Annotated in this window: 15 protein-coding genes and 1 tRNA gene; 3 read left to right on the forward strand and 13 right to left on the reverse strand. The window is 63.3% G+C overall.

Going from position 1 to position 17,644, the window contains the following annotated elements; all coding sequences use genetic code 11:
• Positions 1–92: 92 nt before the first annotated feature.
• The 10 genes from cyoD to murJ form a co-directional block, all read right to left on the reverse strand.
• The gene (gene cyoD, locus ACVOMC_RS08585; protein WP_054657081.1) at positions 93–434 is read right to left on the reverse strand and encodes a cytochrome o ubiquinol oxidase subunit IV; all 342 of its coding nucleotides are present in this window, start codon (positions 432–434) and stop codon (positions 93–95) included.
• Positions 434–1,066, reverse strand: coding sequence for a cytochrome o ubiquinol oxidase subunit III (cyoC, locus tag ACVOMC_RS08590; protein WP_054657083.1), 633 nt, complete (start codon positions 1,064–1,066; stop codon positions 434–436). Before cyoC ends, cyoD begins: the two co-directional genes overlap by 1 nt.
• Positions 1,063–3,060 carry a cytochrome o ubiquinol oxidase subunit I gene (gene cyoB, locus ACVOMC_RS08595; protein ID WP_054657085.1) on the reverse strand — a complete coding sequence of 666 codons (1,998 nt, stop codon included), beginning with the start codon at positions 3,058–3,060 and terminating at the stop codon, positions 1,063–1,065. Before cyoB ends, cyoC begins: the two co-directional genes overlap by 4 nt.
• 2 nt (positions 3,061–3,062) lie before the next feature.
• Positions 3,063–4,124 (reverse strand): ubiquinol oxidase subunit II, encoded by a 1,062-nt coding sequence (gene cyoA / locus ACVOMC_RS08600; protein WP_481523612.1) that lies wholly within the window; start codon positions 4,122–4,124, stop codon positions 3,063–3,065.
• A 277-nt stretch (positions 4,125–4,401) separates the two neighbouring features.
• A tRNA-Thr gene (locus ACVOMC_RS08605) sits at positions 4,402–4,477 on the reverse strand.
• Between the two features lie 36 nt (positions 4,478–4,513).
• Positions 4,514–5,464 (reverse strand): 4-hydroxy-3-methylbut-2-enyl diphosphate reductase, encoded by a 951-nt coding sequence (gene ispH / locus ACVOMC_RS08610; protein WP_481523613.1) that lies wholly within the window; start codon positions 5,462–5,464, stop codon positions 4,514–4,516.
• A 51-nt stretch (positions 5,465–5,515) separates the two neighbouring features.
• Complete coding sequence (lspA, locus tag ACVOMC_RS08615; RefSeq protein ID WP_481523614.1) at positions 5,516–6,022, reverse strand: signal peptidase II; 507 nt, start codon at positions 6,020–6,022, stop codon at positions 5,516–5,518.
• Positions 6,022–8,853: an isoleucine--tRNA ligase gene (ileS, locus tag ACVOMC_RS08620; protein WP_481523615.1), complete on the reverse strand. Its 2,832-nt coding sequence runs from the start codon at positions 8,851–8,853 to the stop codon at positions 6,022–6,024. The genes lspA and ileS overlap by 1 nt, the downstream gene beginning before the upstream one ends.
• Positions 8,850–9,797, reverse strand: coding sequence for a bifunctional riboflavin kinase/FAD synthetase (locus ACVOMC_RS08625; RefSeq protein WP_481523616.1), 948 nt, complete (start codon positions 9,795–9,797; stop codon positions 8,850–8,852). Before ACVOMC_RS08625 ends, ileS begins: the two co-directional genes overlap by 4 nt.
• 79 nt (positions 9,798–9,876) lie before the next feature.
• Positions 9,877–11,505, reverse strand: a complete 1,629-nt coding sequence (murJ, locus tag ACVOMC_RS08630) for a murein biosynthesis integral membrane protein MurJ (RefSeq protein ID WP_481523617.1) — start codon at positions 11,503–11,505, stop codon at positions 9,877–9,879.
• 100 nt (positions 11,506–11,605) lie between these two features.
• On the opposite strand from murJ, the gene rpsT reads away from it, so the two are divergent.
• Positions 11,606–11,875 carry a 30S ribosomal protein S20 gene (gene rpsT, locus ACVOMC_RS08635; RefSeq protein WP_005408560.1) on the forward strand — a complete coding sequence of 90 codons (270 nt, stop codon included), beginning with the start codon at positions 11,606–11,608 and terminating at the stop codon, positions 11,873–11,875.
• Between the two features lie 277 nt (positions 11,876–12,152).
• On the opposite strand, the gene obgE is transcribed toward rpsT, so the two are convergent.
• From obgE to rplU, 3 genes are all read right to left on the reverse strand, one after another.
• Positions 12,153–13,208, reverse strand: a complete 1,056-nt coding sequence (gene obgE, locus ACVOMC_RS08640; protein ID WP_481523618.1) for a GTPase ObgE — start codon at positions 13,206–13,208, stop codon at positions 12,153–12,155.
• 184 nt (positions 13,209–13,392) lie between these two features.
• A complete protein-coding gene (gene rpmA, locus ACVOMC_RS08645; RefSeq protein WP_054657099.1) occupies positions 13,393–13,653 on the reverse strand; it encodes a 50S ribosomal protein L27 in 261 nt (86 codons plus the stop codon).
• Positions 13,654–13,672: 19 nt separating this feature from the next.
• Complete coding sequence (rplU, locus tag ACVOMC_RS08650) at positions 13,673–13,981, reverse strand: 50S ribosomal protein L21 (protein WP_054657101.1); 309 nt, start codon at positions 13,979–13,981, stop codon at positions 13,673–13,675.
• A 273-nt stretch (positions 13,982–14,254) separates the two neighbouring features.
• On the opposite strand from rplU, the gene uvrA reads away from it, so the two are divergent.
• Both uvrA and ACVOMC_RS08660 read left to right on the forward strand, forming a co-directional pair.
• Positions 14,255–17,215 (forward strand): excinuclease ABC subunit UvrA, encoded by a 2,961-nt coding sequence (gene uvrA / locus ACVOMC_RS08655; protein ID WP_057506384.1) that lies wholly within the window; start codon positions 14,255–14,257, stop codon positions 17,213–17,215.
• A complete protein-coding gene (locus ACVOMC_RS08660; RefSeq protein WP_054657103.1) occupies positions 17,215–17,622 on the forward strand; it encodes an acyl-CoA thioesterase in 408 nt (135 codons plus the stop codon). Before uvrA ends, ACVOMC_RS08660 begins: the two co-directional genes overlap by 1 nt.
• The last annotated feature ends 22 nt before the right edge of the window (positions 17,623–17,644 follow it).

Raw genomic sequence — 17,644 nt, forward strand, 5'->3', positions numbered from 1 at the left:
CCCCCCCCTTTTTTCGCACAGCATCGCCCCGCTGCCGGAAAAAACAAAGGCCGCCTTGCGGCGGCCTTTGTCGGCGAGGAGCGTCAGCCCACTCAGTGCATCATGTGGTAGTTCATGTTCCACATCACCCACATCGTGCCGGCGAGAATGATGCCGATCACCACCAGGGTGAACAGACCTGCATTGACGTTCCAGCGTGCGGCCGAGGAGCGGTCCAGGTGCAGGAAGAACACCAGGTGCACCAGCAGCTGCAGCACGCCGGCGACCAGAATCACCATGGCGGTGGCAAAGGTCGAGGACAGGCCGCCACTCATCACCGCCCAGAACGGGATGATGGTCAGCGCTGCCGCCAGCACGAAGCCGGTCAGGTAGGACTTGACGCTGCCGTGGCTGGAGCCACCGGCGGCATGGTCGTGATTGTCATGTGCGGACATCAGAGGGCTCCCGACAGATAGACGACAGAGAACACGCCGATCCAGACCAGATCCAGGAAGTGCCAGAACAGGCTCAGGCACGCCATGCGGGTCTTGTTGGTCTCGGTCAGGCCGTTCTGCTTGAGCTGGACGAACATCACCAGCAGCCACAGCAGGCCGGCGGTCACGTGCAAGCCGTGGGTGCCGACCAGCGCGAAGAACGCCGACAGGAACGCACTGTGGTCCGGGCCATAGCCCTGGTGCACCAGGTGATTGAACTCCCAGATTTCCATGGCCATAAAGCCGGCGCCCAGCAGCCAGGTGAAGCCGAGCCAGCCGAACATCTGGCCCATCTTCTTCTGGTGCATGGCGATCATGCCCAGACCGAAGGTCAGCGAGGACACCAGCAGCAGCGCGGTTTCACCGGCCACGAACTTCAGGTCGAACAGTTCCTTGGCACCCGGGCCACCATTGGTCGCGCCGGCCAGAACCACATAGGTCACGAACAGGGTGGCGAAGATGAGCAGATCGCTCATCAGGTACACCCAGAAGCCGAAAACGGTGCTTTCGCCGGCGTCGTGATGGTGCTCGTGCTCATGGCCGGCCGCGTCTGCGGCCGAACCGTGGGTCATCGTGTGGGCGTTTGTGCTCATGCCTTCACCTCGGTCTTCACCAGCCCCTGAGCGATCAGGTGCTTGCGGTGCTCATTCTCGATACGTTCGACTTCAGCCGCAGGCACCCAGTAATCCACGTCCTTGTCGAAGGTGCGGACGATAAAGCTGGCGATCATGCCGACCAGGCCAACGATGGCCAGCCACCAGATGTGCCAGATCATCGCGAAACCGAACACCAGGCTGAAGGCACCGATCACGACACCGGCGCCGGTGTTGCGCGGCATGTGGATATCGCTGTACTTGGCCGGCTTCGGCCAGGCTTCGCCACGCTGCTTGCGTTCCCAGAAATCATCCAGCTCTTCACCCTTCGGCAATACAGCGAAGTTGTAGAACTGCACCGGAGAAGTGGTCTCCCACTCCAGGGTACGGGCGTCCCACGGATCGCCGGTCAGGTCCACATTCTTCTTGCGATCACGGATCGACACGATGATCTGGATGAACTGGCACAGGATGCCCGCGCCGATGATGAACGCACCGATCATCGCCACGATGAAGAACGGCTGGTGGTCGGTGTTCGGATAGCTCTGCAGACGGCGCGTGACACCCATGAAGCCCAGTGCGTACAGCGGCATGAAGGCGACATAGAAACCGATGAACCAGCACCAGAACGCACGCTTGCCCCAGGTCTCATCCAGCTTGAAGCCGAACATCTTCGGGAACCAGTAGGTGATACCGGCAAACATGCCGAACACCACGCCGCCAATGATGACGTTGTGGAAGTGCGCGATCAGGAACAGCGAGTTGTGCAACACGAAGTCGATCGCCGGAATCGCCAGCATCACGCCGGTCATGCCGCCGATGACGAAGGTGACCATGAAACCGATCGTCCACAGCACCGGCGAGGTGAAGTGCACGCGGCCACGGTACATCGTGAACAACCAGTTGAAGATCTTCACGCCGGTCGGGATCGAGATGATCATCGTCGTGATGCCGAAGAAGGCATTGACGTTGGCACCCGAGCCCATGGTGAAGAAGTGGTGCAGCCACACCAGGAACGACAGCACGCCGATCGCCGCGGTGGCGTAGACCATGCCCTTGTAGCCGAACAGGGTCTTGCGCGAGAAGGTGGCGATCACTTCAGAGAACACACCGAACGCCGGCATCACCAGGATGTAGACCTCCGGGTGACCCCAGATCCAGATCAGGTTGATGTACAGCATGGCGTTGCCGCCAGCATCGTTGGTGAAGAAGTGCATGCCCAGGTAGCGGTCCAGGGTCAGCAGCACCAGGGTGATGGTCAGCACCGGGAACGCGGCGATGATCAGCACGTTGGTGACCAGTGCGGTCCAGGAGAACACCGGCATCTTCATCAGCGGCATGCCCGGGGTACGCATCTTCAGGATGGTCACCAGGAAGTTGATGCCGCTCAGCGTCGTACCCAGACCGGCAACCTGCAGACCCCAGATGTAGTAGTCCACACCCACACCCGGGCTGTACTCCAGCCCCGACAACGGCGGGAACGCCAGCCAGCCGGTCGCGGCAAACTCACCCACGCCCAGCGAGATCATGATCAGGGCGGTGCCTGCCATGAACAGCCAGAAGCTGAGGGAGTTCAGGAACGGGAACGCAACGTCGCGCGCACCGATCTGCAGCGGCACGACCAGGTTCATCAGGCCGGTGATCAGCGGCATCGCCACGAAGAAGATCATGATCACGCCATGGGCGGTGAAGATCTGGTCGTAGTGATGTGGCGGCAGGAAACCTTCATTTCCGCCGGCAGCCATTGCCTGCTGCGTGCGCATCATGATCGCGTCGGCAAAGCCGCGCAGCAACATGACGAAAGCGACGATGAGGTACATCGCGCCGATCTTCTTGTGATCCACCGAAGTGAACCACTCCTTCCACAGATAACCCCACAACTTCGCCTTGGTGATCAGCGCCAGCACCAGCAGACCGACCAGCGTGGCGCCGATCAAGGTGGTGATGATGATCGGGTCGTGTGGAATCGCCTCAAACGAGAGTTTTCCCAACATTGTCATTCTCCCGAGCCGCTGTGACCGGCATGACCGGCTGCAGCGTGCTCGCCTGAGTGGTGTTCAGCCTGCGGTGCGGTATCGCCGGCAGCAGCCGGCGCGGCCGCTTCGTGCTCCGCATGCCCGGCAGCGCCGGCATCGTGACCTTCATGGCTCACGCCATTTGCCGCGGCATCGCTACGGTCATGCTTCATACCGTAGTGATGGTTGTCACCCATGTGCCGGGCGATCATCGCGTCGAACAGGCCCGCCTGTGTGCTGGCGTAGTAGGTCACCGGGAACCAGTCGTGGTTCTTCTGGGCACCCAACTCGGTCAACGAGGCCTGATCCAGCACCGAACCTTCGGCACGGACCTTGGCCAACCATTGCTGGTACTGCTCGTCGGTAACGGCATGGGCCTTGAAATGCATCTTGTTGAAACCCGCACCGCTGTAATGCGATGACATGCCATCGAACGAGCCGGCTTCATCGGCAATCAGATGCAGCTTGGTTTCCATGCCCGCCATCGAGTACACCATGCTGCCGAGGTGCGGAATGAAGAACGCATTCATCACCGTATCGGAGGTCAGCTTGAAGTTCAGCGGCGCACCGACCGGGAAGGTCAGCTCGTTGATCACAGCCACGTTTTCTTCCGGATAGATGAACAGCCACTTCCAGTCGAGCGAAACCGCCTCGATGGTGATGGCCTTCTTGTCCGATTCCAGCGGCTTGTACGGATCCAACGCGTGCGAAGAACGCCACGTCAGCACCGCCAGTACCAGCACGATCATGCACGGGATCGACCACACCACCACTTCGATGGCGGTGGAATGCGACCACTTCGGCTCATAACGGGCACTGGTATTGCTGGCACGGTACTTCCATGCAAACACCAGCGTCATGATGATCACCGGAATCACCACCAGCAGCATCAGCACCGTACAGGTGATCAGCAGCGTGAGTTCTTCACGGGCGATATGACCCTTGGGGTCAAACAAGGACCAGTCGCAGCCCGTCATCAAGACGGTCATCGCGACAATTAAGCCCGGACGCAGCATGCGTCCAAGAGTTTTCAACGGAATCATCGGTCGATCCAATTGCGAGGGAGTGCTCAGCCCGACAACCCCTTAGCGCACTTGCGCGGACGACCACCCGGGGATTGCCCGCCGGGGGGAACACGTACACAGGACTGCCAGATTTCAGCCCCGCAATTTTAGGCCTTCACGCACTGCTTAAGAAAGCCGTTGACAATGATTTCGCACAAGAATCGCCATTTCCGGCATGCGACATGTTGTCGCACCAGACGCGCGCGGCGCGTAAAAACAAGAACGCCGACTGCGGACAGTCGGCGTTCTTGTTTACTGGTGCCGGAAATAGGAATCGAACCTACGACCTACGCATTACGAATGCGCCGCTCTACCAACTGAGCTATTCCGGCGAAGGCGCGAATTCTAAGTGAACGTGATGTGCCCGGTCAATCGATCAAACGCAGACGCAGCTCCTTGGGCAACGCGAACACCATCGATTCAGGCTCACCATCGAGCTCGCGGACGCTGGCTGCGCCCAATTCACGCAGACGGGCGATAACCCCATCCACCAGCACCTGCGGCGCCGAGGCGCCCGCGGTCAGGCCGATGCGCTGCTTGCCGGCAACCCACTGCGGGTCGATCTCCTCGGCACCATCGATCAGATACGACTCCACGCCTTCACGACGGGCCAGCTCACTGAGGCGATTGGAATTGGAGCTGTTCACCGAGCCCACCACCAGCACCAGATCACACTGCGAAGCCAGTTCGCGCACCGCATCCTGGCGGTTCTGCGTGGCATAGCAGATGTCGTCGTTTTTCGGCCCCTGGATCGCCGGGAAGTGCTTGCGCAGGGCATCGATCACGGCGCGGGTGTCATCCACCGACAACGTGGTCTGGGTGGTGTAGGCGAAGTTTTCCGGCTGCGAGACCTGCAAGGCCTCCACATCCCCGACACTTTCCACCAGATAGATGTGGCCGACCCCGTTCTCGCGGTTCCACTGGCCCATGGTGCCCTCGACCTCCGGATGGCCCTGGTGGCCGATCAGCACCACATCGCGACCGGCCCGGCAATGGCGTGCGACCTCCAGGTGCACCTTGGTCACGAGCGGACAGGTGGCATCGAACACCTTCAAGCCACGGCGACCGGCTTCCGCGCGCACCGCCTGCGAGACGCCATGCGCGCTGAAGATCACGGTATTGCCGTCCGGCACTTCGTCGAGTTCTTCGACAAAGATGGCACCGCGCGCCTTCAGGTCGTCCACCACAAACCGGTTGTGCACCACCTCATGGCGCACGTAGATCGGCGCACCCAGCGTCTCGATCGCACGCTTGACGATCTCGATGGCGCGATCGACACCGGCACAGAAACCACGGGGATTGGCGAGCAGAACGTCCATCAGTCAAATACTCCGGCCGGCGACGGCCGGTTTCGGTGAAACAGGGAGGAATTATCCGGCTTTTGGGCTGGACTTGCCTTCGAACAGCCCCGACAGGGCGATGCCGATGGCGCCGGCGACGATCGCCGAATCGGCGATATTGAACGACGGCCAATAATGGTTGCCGACGTACCACTGGATGAAGTCGATCACGTGGCCATGGATCTGGCGGTCGATAACGTTGCCCACGGCGCCGCCGATCACCAGCGCGTACGGCAACGCGCTGCGCCAGTTGGCGCGTGACGTGCGCGACAGCCAGAAGGCCATCAGGCCACTGATCGCCACTGCCAGGAAGGTGAAGAACCACAGCTGCCAACCGCCGGCGTCACTGAGAAAGCTGAACGCGGCGCCGGTGTTGTAGGTGCGGTACCAGTTCCAGAAACCCTCGATCACCACCACTGGCTGGTATTCCGGCAGGCTCGCCAGCACCCAGGCCTTGCTCCACTGGTCCAGACCGATCACGGCTGCTGAAACCAGCAGCCAGATCAGCGCATCGGGCTTGGGACGCGCAGCCGACATCAGAACCAGCGCCGGCTTTCACCGGCCCCCTCGATGTTGGTGACGCACCGGCCGCACAGCTCCGGATGCGCCTCGACCGAACCGACATCGGCGCGGTAATGCCAGCAACGCACGCACTTGGACTTGCCAGTCGGTTGCGCGCTGACAAACACCTCGTCGGTGGTCGCCGGACGCACGCTGACATCACCACTGATGAACAGGAAGCGCAGCTCCTCGGCCAGCGGCTGCCAGCGCGCGGCCTGCTCTTCATTGGCGGCGACGGTGATCTCCGCTTCCAGCGCGGCACCGATGGCGCCATTGGCGCGCATCGGCTCCAGCACCTTGGACACCTGCTCGCGCAGCGCCAGCAACTGGTCGAAATCGGCAGCGGTCAGCTGGGCATCGGCCGGCAGCGGCGCCAGGCCGTCGTACCAGGTGGTGAACAGCACGTTGTCGACACGCTTGCCCGGCAGGTAACCCCACAGCTCTTCGGCGGTGAAGGTCAGGATGGGTGCCACCCAGCGCACGAACGCCTCGGCGATATGGAACATCGCCGTCTGCGCCGAACGACGGCCGCGCGAATCTTCCTGCATCGTGTACAGGCGGTCCTTGGTCACGTCCAGGTACAGCGACCCCAGATCCACGCTGCAGAAATTCAGCAGCAGCTGCACGATCTCGGCCATGTTGTAGTTGGCGTAGGCGGCCTTGATCTTCTCCTGCAACTCGAACGCGCGATGCACGATCCAGCGGTCCAGGGCCACCATGTCCTGCAAGGCCACCTGGTGCTGCAGCGGATCGAAACCATCCAGGTTGCCGAGCAGGAAGCGTGCGGTATTGCGCAGGCGCCGGTAGGCGTCGGCGTTGCGCTTGAGGATTTCCTGCGACAGCGACATCTCGTTGCTGTAGTCGGCCGAGGCGATCCACAGGCGCAGGATGTCCGCGCCTAGGGTGCGCATGATTTCCTGCGGCTCGATGCCGTTACCCAGCGACTTGGACATCTTGCGGCCGTGCTCGTCCACGGTGAAACCGTGGGTCAGGCACTGCTTGTACGGAGCGTGCTTGTCGATGGCCACGCCGGTCAGCAGCGAGGACTGGAACCAGCCGCGGTGCTGGTCCGAGCCCTCCAGGTACAGGTCGGCCGGCTTGCCGTAGCCACGTGCCAGCAGCACGCCTTCATGGGTGACGCCGGAGTCGAACCAGACATCGAGGATGTCGGTGACCTTTTCGTACTGCGCCGCTTCATCGCCGAGCAGATCGCTGGCGTCCAGCGAATACCAGACGTCGATGCCGCCCCGCTCCACACGGTCGGCCACCTGCCGCATCAGCTCGACGCTGCGCGGGTGCGGCTCACCGGTTTCGCGGTGGGTGAACAAGGCAATCGGCACGCCCCAGGTGCGCTGGCGGCTGATGCACCAGTCCGGGCGACCGTCGACCATGTTGCTGATACGCGCCTTGCCCCAGCTCGGGAACCAGCCGACGTTGTCGATGGCCGCCATCGCGTCATTGCGCAGGTTGGCCTTGTCCATCGAGATGAACCACTGCGGGGTGGCGCGGAACACCACCGGCGTCTTGTGACGCCAGCAATGCGGATAGCTGTGCTGGATTTCGAAGAAGGCAAGCAATGCGCCGCTCTCACGCAGCACCTCGACGATCAGCGGCTGCGCCTTCCACAGGTGCTGGCCGGCCAGTTCGACCGTACCGGCCGGCGGCGTCGACGGCAGGTAGACGCCGCGGCCATCGACCGGATTGACCTGGCCGGCGTTGTACTTGTCCATCAGCCCGTACTGCTGGCTGACCGCAAAGTCTTCCTGACCATGGCCGGGCGCGGTATGCACCGCACCGGTACCGTCGGCATCGGAGACGTGCTCGCCGTTGAGCAGCGGCAGGTCGCGGCTGGCGTAGAACGGGTGCGCCAGCAGCTGGTTCTCCAGCGCCGAGCCCTTGGCATGGCCATGCACGACCATGTCGGTCACGCCATAGCGCGACAGCGAACGCTCGGCCAGCGCCGAGGCCAGCACCAGCCAGCGCGGCTGGCCGTTGTGGGCCGGGCCTTCGACCAGCACATATTCGATATCCGCACCCAGCGACACCGCCAGCGAAGCCGGCAGCGTCCACGGCGTGGTGGTCCAGATCGGCACGGCCACTTCCACACCGGCCGGCAGCTCGACACCGAAACTGGCCGCCAGCGCCTTGGAATCACGCGCGGCATAGGCCACGTCGATGGCCGGGGAGGTCTTGTCCTGGTATTCGATTTCCGCCTCGGCCAAGGCCGAGCCGCAGTCGAAGCACCAGTGCACCGGCTTGGCGCCGCGCACCAGGTGACCGTTGGCCACGATCTTGGCCAGCGCACGGATTTCATTGGCCTCGAAGTCGAAGCTCAGCGTCTTGTAGGGGTTTTCCCAATCGCCGATCACGCCCAGGCGCTTGAAATCAGCGCGCTGCAGGTTGATCTGCTCTTCGGCGTACTCGCGGCACTTCTGGCGGAACTGCTCGGCATCGAGCTTGACGCCCACCTTGCCCCACTTCTTCTCCACCGCGATCTCGATCGGCAGGCCGTGGCAATCCCAGCCCGGGATGTAGGGCGCATCAAAGCCGTCGAGGTAACGCGACTTGACGATGATGTCCTTGAGGATCTTGTTGACCGCATGGCCCAGGTGGATCTGGCCATTGGCATACGGCGGGCCGTCGTGCAGCACGAACAGCGGACGGCCCTTCGCGTTCTCGCGAAGCTGCGCGTAAATGCCCTGCTCTTCCCAACGCGCCAGGATGCCCGGCTCACGCTTGGGCAGGTCGCCACGCATCGGAAATTCCGTTGCCGGCAGATGGAGGGTGGCTTTGTAATCCTGGCTCACGCGGTGGCTCGCAATCTGTGTTCGGAAAGGATGCGACGCGCCTGTTCGGCGTCGCGGTGCATCTGCGCGGTCAACGCCGGCAGATCATTGAATTTCTCTTCATCGCGCAGCTTGGCGACAAATTCCACTTCGATATGGCGGCCGTACAGGTCGCCCTGGAAATCGAACAGATGGGCTTCCAGCAGCGGCTCCACTCCCTGCACGGTCGGGCGCGTGCCGAAGCTCGACACCGACGGCCAGGGCTGCTCGAACACGCCGTGCACCCAGGTGGCGTAGATACCAGAAAGTGCGGGCGTTTTCGGAAAACGCAAATTGGCCGTGGGAAAGCCCAGGGTGCGTCCGAGCTGCTTCCCGCGCACGACCCGGCCGCCGATGGCGTATGGATGCCCCAGCAGGTCGCCGGCATGGGCAAACTCGCCAGCCACGATCAGCTCACGGATACGGGTGCTGGAAATGCGCTCGCCGTTCAGGTGAACCGGCTCGATCTCACCGGCGACAAAGCCCAGCTCGGCGCCCATCGCCTGCAACAGCGCGATATCGCCGCCACGACGGTTGCCGAAGTGGAATTTGGGGCCGATCCAGACCTCGCGTGCGCACAACCGCCGCACCAGTACTTGGCGGACGAAATCCTCGGCCGAGGTCGCAGCCATCTTCGCGTCGAACCGCAGCAGGCCGATGCTGTCCACACCCAGCCCGCGCAACGCGCCGACCTTGTCCCGGGCCAGCATCAGCCGCGGCGGCGGGTTGCCTTTGGCGAAGAACTCGCGCGGCAGCGGCTCGAAGGCCAGTGCCACAACCGGGACTCCCAGCGCACGGGCACGGGCGACTGCGTGGCGCACCAGCGCCCGGTGGCCCAGGTGCAGGCCGTCGAAAGCACCGATGCAGACCACGCTTCCCTGCGGGAACAACACCCCGCCGTCGACGTCTCTAAAAAGCCTGCTCATTCCATCCGGATCCGACCCACACGGGCCGGCTCTGTCGTGTGTAGCCCGGAAGTATAACGGTGCGGGCCGCGCTGTCGGCTTACTGGCCACGCAGCTCGCGGGGCCGGTAGCCCATCAGCAGCAAGCCGGCGGCGTACACCGCGCCACCACTGCCCACCAGCACCGCCAGGCGCCAGCCGCGCTCCCACCATGCCCACGGCGTCCAGTCGACCCAAAGCAGCCGTAGCGCAAGCACCGCCACCAGCATCAGCACACTGGCGACCAGCAGCTGCAGTAGAAAGCGCCCCCAGCCCGGCTGCAGCTGGTACACCCGCGCCCTGCGCAGATACCACCACAGCTGCAACGCATTGGCCCAGCCAGCCACGGCAATGGCCAGTGCCAGCAGGGCATGCGCGCCCTCCACGCGCTTGAGCGCCTCCAGCCAGTCACCCCCGGCCGCCGCCAACGCCGCCTGCCCCATCGGACTGAACCGGAGCAACATCGCGAACAGCAAGACGGTGCTGAGGACATTGATCGCGATCGAGGCGAGCGCCGCCTTGACCGGGGTGCGGGTGTCCTGCCGCGAATAGAACGCCGGCGCCAGCACCTTTACCAGCAGGAAGGCCGGCACCGCCAGCGATTGCGCCATCAGGCTCAGACTGCTCATGCGCATGTCCTGCTCGGAAAACTCTCCGTACTGGAACAGCGTGGCCAGCAATGGCTGAGCGCACAGCACCAACCCCAGACAGGCCGGTATGCCGATCAGCAGGCACAGCCGGAAGCCCCAATCCAGCCCCTTGGAATACCCCGCCGGATCAGCATCCACATGGCGATTGGACAGATGCGGCAGGATCACCGTGCCAATGGCCACGCCAAACATGCCCAACGGGAACTCCAGCAACCGGTCGCTGTAATACAGCCAGGTCACACTGCCGCCCATCAACAGCGATGCCGCCAGCGTGTTGAACAGCAGGTTCACCTGCGCCACCGACGAGCCGAACAGTGTCGGCACCATCAGCCTCATGATCTTGCGCACGCCCGCATGGGCCAGATCGAACCTGGGCCGCGGCAGCAGCCCCAGTTTCGCCAACGACGGCAGCTGGAACGCCAACTGCAGAATGCCCGCCACGAATACCCCCCAAGCCAAAGCCAGCACCGGCTCATAGCCCCAGGCCTTCATATACGGCACCAGGCACAGCGCCGCAGCGATCATCGAGATGTTCAGCAGAATCGGGGACAGCGCAGGTATGGCAAACCTTTGATAGCTGTTCAGCACCCCGCCCACCAGCGATGCCAGTGAAATGAACAGGGCATAGGGAAAGGTGATCTGCAGCATCAGCGTGGCCAACCGGAATTGGTCGCTGTCGGGCTCGAACCCGGGCGCGAAAACCCTCATCACCCAAGGCGCCAGCAGCACGGCCAGCGCCGTCGCAACCAGCAGAACCGCAGCCAGCACACCCGCCACCCGGTCCACCAGCGCTTTGACGGCGGCGTGATCGCCCTTGGCCTTGTACTCGGCCAGCACCGGCACAAACGCCATCGAGAAGGAGCCCTCGGCGGAGAGCCGGCGCATGAAGTTTGGAATCCTGAATGCGACGACGAACGCATCCATCGCCGTGCCGGCCCCGAAAACCTGCGCATAGATCTGATCACGGACCAGCCCACTGATACGCGAAAGAAACGTCATTGCACTGAAAACTGCAGTGGATCTGAGCAACCGGCCGCTCACTAAACTTCCCCTTGACAACCTGACTTGACGTTCGCCCTGACCATCATCATACTTGCGTGCTTGCTGTTCCCACCACACCGATTTTCAGGAAACCACCACCGTGGCCAATATCAAGTCCGCCAAGAAGCGCGCCAAGCAGACCGTCGTGCGCAACGCGCGCAACGTGGCTCAGCGCTCGATGCTGCGCACCGCTGTCAAGAAAGTGATCAAGGCGCTGGACGCCAACGATGCCGCCGGCGCCGAAGCCGCCTTCGCTGTCGCCCAGCCGATTCTGGATCGCTTCAGCGCGCGTGGCCTGATCCACAAGAACAAGGCTGCCCGCCATAAGAGCCGCCTGAATGACCGCATCAAGGCCCTCAAGGCTGCCTGAATAGCGAGTCCACCAGAAGCCGCAAGGCTTCCGGCTTGAAAAACCCGGCCCAAGCCGGGTTTTTTATTGCCTGAAATCCGCCACCACAACGCCAAAAGCCAAGCAGGGCCCGCCGTGGCGCGTGCCAAGCAGATCAGGACACGCCACCCAAACGTTGCAAGCACCTGCGCACGCACGGGCGGGCAACCCCAGGATTGCCAAATGAAAAACCCGGCCAGCAGCCGGGTTTTTCACAGGTGATGACAGCGGGGAAACCGGATCCAGCCGCCCGTGCAATTTACAGTGCCGCGTCGCGCGCCTCGGCCTCCAGCAGTTTCTGCTGGTCGAAGAACGCCATGATGTCCTTCATGATCGGCCAGGTGCCCTCACGCCCCAGCGCCGACACCAGATACCACGGCCCGGTCCAGCCCAGATCTTTGACAATCTGCTCGGCCGCGACCTGCGCCTCATCTTCGAACATCAGGTCGGCCTTGTTCAGCACCAGCCAGCGCGGCTTCTGCAGCAACTCCGGATCATGCTTGCCGAGCTCGCGCTCGATGGCACGCACCTGCTCGACCGGCGAAACCCCGTCGACACCACCCTCCATCGGCGAGATATCCACAAGATGCAGCAACAGGCGGGTGCGCTGCAGGTGACGCAGGAACTGCGCCCCCAAGCCCGCACCATCGGCCGCACCCTCGATCAGGCCCGGAATGTCGGCGATCACGAAACTGCGGTAATTTTCGACCTTCACCACACCCAGGTTCGGGTACAGCGTTGTGAAAGGATAGTCCGCCACCTTCGGTGTCGCCGCTGAAACCGCACGGATCAACGTGCTCTTGCCGGCATTCGGGAACCCGAGCAGACCAACGTCGGCCAGCAGCTTCAGCTCGAGCTTGAGCAGGCGCTCCTCGCCCTCCTCGCCCGGCAGCGACTGCCGCGGCGAGCGGTTGGTCGAACTTTTGAAATGCATGTTGCCCAGGCCACCCTTGCCGCCCTTGGCCACCAGCAGACGATCACCATGCCGGGTCAGATCGCCGATCACCTCATCGGTATCGACGTTTATCACCACCGTCCCCACCGGCACGGTAATGGTCAGATCCTCGCCACCCTTGCCATACATCTGGCGCCCCATGCCGTTTTCGCCACGCTGCGCTCTGAAGATGCGGTCATGGCGGAAATCGACCAGAGTGTTCAGGTTCTCGTCGGCGCGGACCCACACGCTGCCGCCGTCACCGCCGTCACCGCCATCCGGGCCGCCCAGCGGAATGAACTTCTCGCGGCGAAAGCCGACGCAGCCGTTACCGCCGTTGCCAGCGATGACCTGGATCTCCGCTTCGTCTACAAGTTTCATGATTCTGGTTGCCTACTGATGGCGGCAGGCACATTGCCCGACCGCAAATTCTAACGATCCCGGCTACCCCGGGGAAAACAGGGCTGCAAGCCCTCACAACAGATTTCCGCCAACGAAAAACCCCGCCTAAGCGGGGCTTTCGTCAGCTGCCCACACCGGAGTATGGGCGCTTGCACCTGCGAAATTAAGCTTCCGCGACGATGCTGACGGTACGGCGCTTGTTGGCACCCTTCACCGAGAACTCAACCTTGCCATCGACCAGCGCAAACAGCGTGTGATCGCGACCCAGGCCGACGCCGGTACCCGGATGGAACTGGGTGCCGCGCTGACGCACGATGATGTTGCCGGCCTCGATGGCCTGGCCACCGAAGATCTTGACGCCGAGGTATTTCGGGTTGGAATCGCGACCGTTGCGCGAGGAACCTACGCCTTTTTTATGTGCCATGACGAATTCTCCTTAGCAATTAGCCGGCGATGCCGGTGATTTCGATTTCGGTGTAGTACTGACGGTGACCCTGACGCTTCATGTGGTGCTTGCGGCGACGGAACTTGATGATCCGGACCTTGTCGGCGCGGCCGTGGGACACGACCTTGGCGGTTACCGAAGCACCCTTCAGCGCATCACCCAGCTTGATGCCATCGGCATCGCCGAGCATCAGGATGTTGTCAAACTTGATCTCGCTGCCGGCTTCGACTTCGAGCTTTTCGACGCGGAGGGTTTCACCCTGCGCGACGCGGTACTGCTTACCGCCAGTTACCAGAACTGCGTACATGACCAGACTTCCTCTGTAGTTATTGTGGTCGCCGTGCCCGCCATCGAAGGCGGACAGGAGCGGGATTTTACTGGCCGCAACAGGTTCGGGTCAAGTCGCCGCCCGCTCTGACTGTCCATCGCCTGAACAGCGCCGGATGCCGGCCTCCCCGCTCTGGGGAATCCGGCAATTGCCCCCAAATCACAAGCTCGCTAGGCTGACTGGCTGCCGTCAGCGACGCCCCCACACCTCCTGTTACCGGCCCCGCCGGCAGCAGTCCAAATCGGATTTCCCATGGCGATGGATTTCATCCGCATCCGCGGTGCGCGGACGCACAATCTCAAGAACATCGACCTCGACCTGCCCCGCGACAAGCTGATCGTGATCACCGGCCTATCCGGCTCGGGCAAGTCCTCGCTGGCGTTCGACACGATCTATGCAGAAGGCCAGCGCCGCTATGTCGAGTCGCTGTCGGCCTATGCGCGGCAGTTCCTGAGCGTGATGGAAAAGCCCGACCTGGATCATATCGAGGGCCTGTCGCCAGCGATCTCGATCGAGCAGAAGTCCACCTCGCACAACCCGCGCTCGACCGTGGGCACCATCACCGAGATCTACGACTACCTGCGCCTGCTGTACGCCCGCGTCGGCAGCCCGCGCTGCCCGGACCACGGCTATCCGCTGGAGGCGCAGACGGTGAGCCAGATGGTGGACCAGGTGCTGACACTGGATCCGGAACAGCGCTACATGCTGCTGGCACCGGTGATCCGCGAGCGCAAGGGCGAGCATGTGCAGGTGTTCGACCAGCTGCGCGCACAGGGCTTTGTGCGTGTCCGGGTCGACGGCGAGCTGTATGAAATCGACGAAGTTCCGCCACTGGGTCTGCGCCAGAAGCACACCATCGAGGCGGTGATCGACCGCTTCCGCCCGCGCGAGGACATCAAGCAACGGCTGGCCGAAAGTTTCGAGACCGCGCTCAAACTGGGCGATGGCATGGCTTCGGTGCAAAGCCTGGAGGCGGCCGATGCCGAACCGCAGCTGTTCTCCTCCAAGTACAGCTGCCCGGTCTGCGACTACGCGTTGCCGGAACTGGAACCGCGCCTGTTCTCGTTCAACTCGCCGGTTGGCGCCTGCCCGGGCTGCGACGGTCTGGGTATGGCCGAGTTCTTCGATCCGGCGCGCGTGGTCGTACATCCGGAACTGTCACTGTCAGCCGGCGCGGTGCGCGGCTGGGACCGGCGCAACGCCTACTACTTCCAGCTGATCGCCTCGCTGGCCAAGCACTACGATTTCGACGTGGACGCCCCGTGGCAGTCCCTGCCCGAGCATGTGCGCAAGGCGGTGCTGTACGGCAGTGGCGAGGACAGCATCACGTTCACCTACTTCACCGAGGCCGGCGGCCGCAGCCAGCGCAAGCACCGCTTCGAGGGCATCATCCCCAACCTCGAACGCCGCTACAAGGAAACCGAATCGCCGGCGGTGCGCGAGGAACTGGCCAAGTACATCAGCGAACGGGCCTGCCCCGAGTGCCAGGGCGCGCGCCTGAACAAGGCCGCGCGCAACGTGTTCGTCGCCGACCGGCCACTGCCGGAAATCGCGGTGCTGCCGATCGACGAGGCCAAGCGCTTCTTCAGCGAGCTGAGCCTGCCCGGCTGGCGCGGCGAGATCGCCACCAAGATCGTCAAGGAGATCGGCGAGCGACTCGGCTTCCTGGTCGATGTCGGGCTGGATTACCTGACCCTGGAGCGCAAGGCCGACACCCTGTCCGGCGGCGAAGCCCAGCGCATCCGGCTGGCCTCGCAGATCGGCGCCGGCCTGGTGGGCGTGATGTACGTGCTCGATGAGCCGTCCATCGGCCTGCACCAGCGCGACAACGAGCGTCTGCTGGGTACCCTTACCCGCCTGCGCGATCTGGGCAACACGGTGATCGTGGTCGAACACGACGAGGATGCGATCCGCCTGGCCGACTACGTGCTGGACATTGGCCCGGGCGCGGGCGTGCATGGCGGCGAGATCGTCGGCCAGGGCACGCTGCAGGACATCCTCGATGCGCCGCGCTCGTTGACCGGCCAGTACCTGTCGGGCAAGCGCGCCATCGAGATTCCCGCGCGCCGGCACACGCCCAATCCGAAGATGACGCTGCACCTGCGCGGCGCCACCGGCAACAACCTCAAAGATGTCGACCTGGATATTCCCTCCGGCCTGCTGACCTGCGTCACCGGCGTGTCCGGCTCGGGCAAATCGACCCTGATCAACGACACCCTGTTCTCGCTGGCCGCCAACGAGATCAATGGCGCCTCGCATCCGGTCGCCCCGTTCCGGGAGGTCGAGGGCCTGGACCTGTTCGACAAGGTGGTGGACATCAACCAGTCGCCGATCGGCCGTACCCCGCGCTCGAACCCGGCCACCTACACCGGCCTGTTCACGCCGCTGCGCGAGCTCTACGCGCAGGTGCCCGAAGCGCGTGCGCGCGGCTATTCGCCGGGCCGCTTCAGCTTCAACGTGCGCGGTGGCCGCTGCGAGGCCTGCCAGGGGGATGGCCTGATCAAGGTCGAGATGCATTTCCTGCCGGATGTTTACGTGCCGTGCGATGTCTGCCATGGCAAGCGCTACAACCGCGAGACGCTGGAGATCCTCTACAAGGGCTACAACATCAACGACGTGCTGGAAATGACCGTCGAGGATGCGCTGAAGCTGTTCGAGCCGGTGCCGTCGATCGCCCGCAAGCTGGAAACGCTGGTGGACGTGGGCCTGAGCTATATCAAGCTGGGCCAGAGCGCGACCACGCTGTCCGGCGGTGAGGCGCAGCGCGTGAAGCTGTCCAAGGAGCTGTCGCGCCGCGATACCGGCCGCACCCTGTACATCCTCGATGAGCCGACCACCGGCCTGCACTTCCACGACATCGAAGCGCTGCTGGGCGTGCTGCACAAGCTGCGCGACGAGGGCAACACGGTGGTGGTGATCGAGCACAACCTGGACGTGATCAAGACCGCCGACTGGATCGTCGATCTGGGCCCGGAAGGCGGCCACCGCGGCGGCACCATCCTGGTCACCGGTACGCCGGAAGACGTGGCCGCGTACCCGGATTCCTACACCGGCCAGTTCCTGGCGCGGATGCTGCCCTCCACCTGTGCGCGTCCCGAACAACCGGCCGCCGTGGCCAACAAGCCCGATGCGCGCCCACCGCGCAAGGAAAAGCCGGTCAAGAAGACCGCAACCAGGAAAGCAGCAACCCCCAGCAAGAAGAAGACGGACTGATGAGCACTGAACCCAAACAGCTGGCCCGCGTGCCGATCAGCGTGCGCTGGCGCGACATGGACGCGATGGGCCACGTCAACAACGCCAAATATGTGTCTTATCTGGAAGAAGCGCGTGTGCGCTGGATGCAGGGCGTGGAAGGCGTCTCGATGACCGACCGCATCGCCCCGGTGGTGGCCAACACCAATATCAACTACCGCCTGCCCATCGTCTGGCCCAACGACATCGTCGTGGAGCTGTTCGTCGAGCGGCTGGGCACCAGCAGCGTGACCATCGGCCACCGCATCATCGATCAGCAGGACAGCAGCAAGCTGTACTCTGACGGCAACGTGGTGGTGGTGTGGATGGACACGCAGACCGGCAGGAGCGCGCCACTGCCCGAGGCCATCCGCAACGCCTCGAGCTGACGCCCTCCCCGCACACCGCAAA

The sequence above is a fragment of the Stenotrophomonas sp. STEN014 genome, assembly GCF_056760315.1.

Coding starts and splice junctions, on each gene's coding strand:
- ispH (WP_481523613.1), bottom strand. CDS start 5,464: ATGGACGTTCTGCTCGCCAATCCCCGTGGTTTCTGTGCCGGTGTCGAT.
- cyoB (WP_054657085.1), bottom strand. CDS start 3,060: ATGTTGGGAAAACTCTCGTTTGAGGCGATTCCACACGACCCGATCATC.
- ACVOMC_RS08625 (WP_481523616.1), bottom strand. CDS start 9,797: ATGAGCAGGCTTTTTAGAGACGTCGACGGCGGGGTGTTGTTCCCGCAG.
- lspA (WP_481523614.1), bottom strand. CDS start 6,022: ATGTCGGCTGCGCGTCCCAAGCCCGATGCGCTGATCTGGCTGCTGGTT.
- cyoC (WP_054657083.1), bottom strand. CDS start 1,066: ATGAGCACAAACGCCCACACGATGACCCACGGTTCGGCCGCAGACGCG.
- cyoD (WP_054657081.1), bottom strand. CDS start 434: ATGTCCGCACATGACAATCACGACCATGCCGCCGGTGGCTCCAGCCAC.
- uvrA (WP_057506384.1), top strand. CDS start 14,255: ATGGCGATGGATTTCATCCGCATCCGCGGTGCGCGGACGCACAATCTC.
- obgE (WP_481523618.1), bottom strand. CDS start 13,208: ATGAAACTTGTAGACGAAGCGGAGATCCAGGTCATCGCTGGCAACGGC.
- ACVOMC_RS08660 (WP_054657103.1), top strand. CDS start 17,215: ATGAGCACTGAACCCAAACAGCTGGCCCGCGTGCCGATCAGCGTGCGC.
- rpmA (WP_054657099.1), bottom strand. CDS start 13,653: ATGGCACATAAAAAAGGCGTAGGTTCCTCGCGCAACGGTCGCGATTCC.
- rplU (WP_054657101.1), bottom strand. CDS start 13,981: ATGTACGCAGTTCTGGTAACTGGCGGTAAGCAGTACCGCGTCGCGCAG.
- cyoA (WP_481523612.1), bottom strand. CDS start 4,124: ATGATTCCGTTGAAAACTCTTGGACGCATGCTGCGTCCGGGCTTAATT.